Origin of the sequence: Pseudomonas sp. 67(2021), from assembly GCF_017491835.1 — a bacterium.
Lineage (GTDB): Bacteria > Pseudomonadota > Gammaproteobacteria > Pseudomonadales > Pseudomonadaceae > Aquipseudomonas > Aquipseudomonas atacamensis.
This window is the reverse complement of the sequence record NZ_JAFGYL010000056.1, coordinates 1-857: the sequence shown is the minus strand read 5'-3', so window position 1 is coordinate 857 and position 857 is coordinate 1. Positions and strand designations below refer to the sequence as shown.

The window sequence follows — 857 nt, the reverse complement described above, 5'->3', positions numbered from 1 at the left end:
GGTGAGATCAAAAGAATAATGAGCAGGCACTTTTCGACATGGCATTACTGACTGAACACGAACAACGCAAAGTCGCCGAGGCCATCGCCCGGGTCGAACGCGACACCGACGCCGAACTGGTCACGGTGCTCGCTGCCCGTGCCGACGATTACGCGTACATCCCGCTGCTCTGGGCCAGCCTGCTGGCGCTGGTGTTGCCGGGCATCGTCCACTACCTCACGGGCTGGCTGACCCTGCGCAGCCTGCTGTTGGTGCAATGGGGCATGTTCATCGTCCTCTGCCTGTTGTTCCGTCTGCCGAAAATCACCACTCATCTGGTGCCGCGCCGCGTGCGCCACTGGCGCGCCTCCAACCTGGCGCGGCGGCAGTTTCTCGAACAGAACCTGCACCACACCGTGGGCAGCACCGGCATGCTGATTTTTGTCTGCGAGGCTGAGCGCTATGTGGAAATTCTGGTGGACGAGGGGATTTCCAAACGGCTGGATAACAGCAACTGGGACGCGATTGTCGCAGCGTTCACCGAACAGGTCCGCCAGGGCCGCACGCTGGAAGGGTTTGTCACGTGCGTGGAGGCGTGTGGCGAGTTGTTGAAGGTGCATGTGCCGGTGACGCAGGTGAGGAACGAGTTGCCGAATCGGTTGGTGGTGTTGGGCTGAAGCAGTCGCGCATATTTGGCCTGTGTGGCGAGGGGAATTATCCCCGATCGGCTGCGTAGCAGTCGCAACACCTGCGCGCGTGGTTTGACGGGCCGAACACAGAGGGCCGCTTCGCGCCCCATCGGGGATAAATCCCCTCGCCACAAAGGTCGGTGTCGTGGATTTTGCCGTTGGGTAAATAAGAGGGTGTCCCCAACCCCC

1 protein-coding gene is annotated in these 857 nt (G+C 61.1%); it reads left to right on the top strand.

The genetic code is table 11. The annotated features are described in order from the left end of the window. The first annotated feature begins 38 nt into the window (after positions 1-38). Positions 39-656, top strand: coding sequence for a TPM domain-containing protein (locus tag J5M66_RS26470; protein WP_016771315.1), 618 nt, complete (start codon positions 39-41; stop codon positions 654-656). Positions 657-857 lie beyond the last annotated feature (201 nt).

Bases quoted from the DNA above. Each gene is read 5' to 3' on its own strand.
- J5M66_RS26470 (WP_016771315.1), top strand. From the start codon at position 39: ATGGCATTACTGACTGAACACGAACAACGCAAAGTCGCCGAGGCCATC.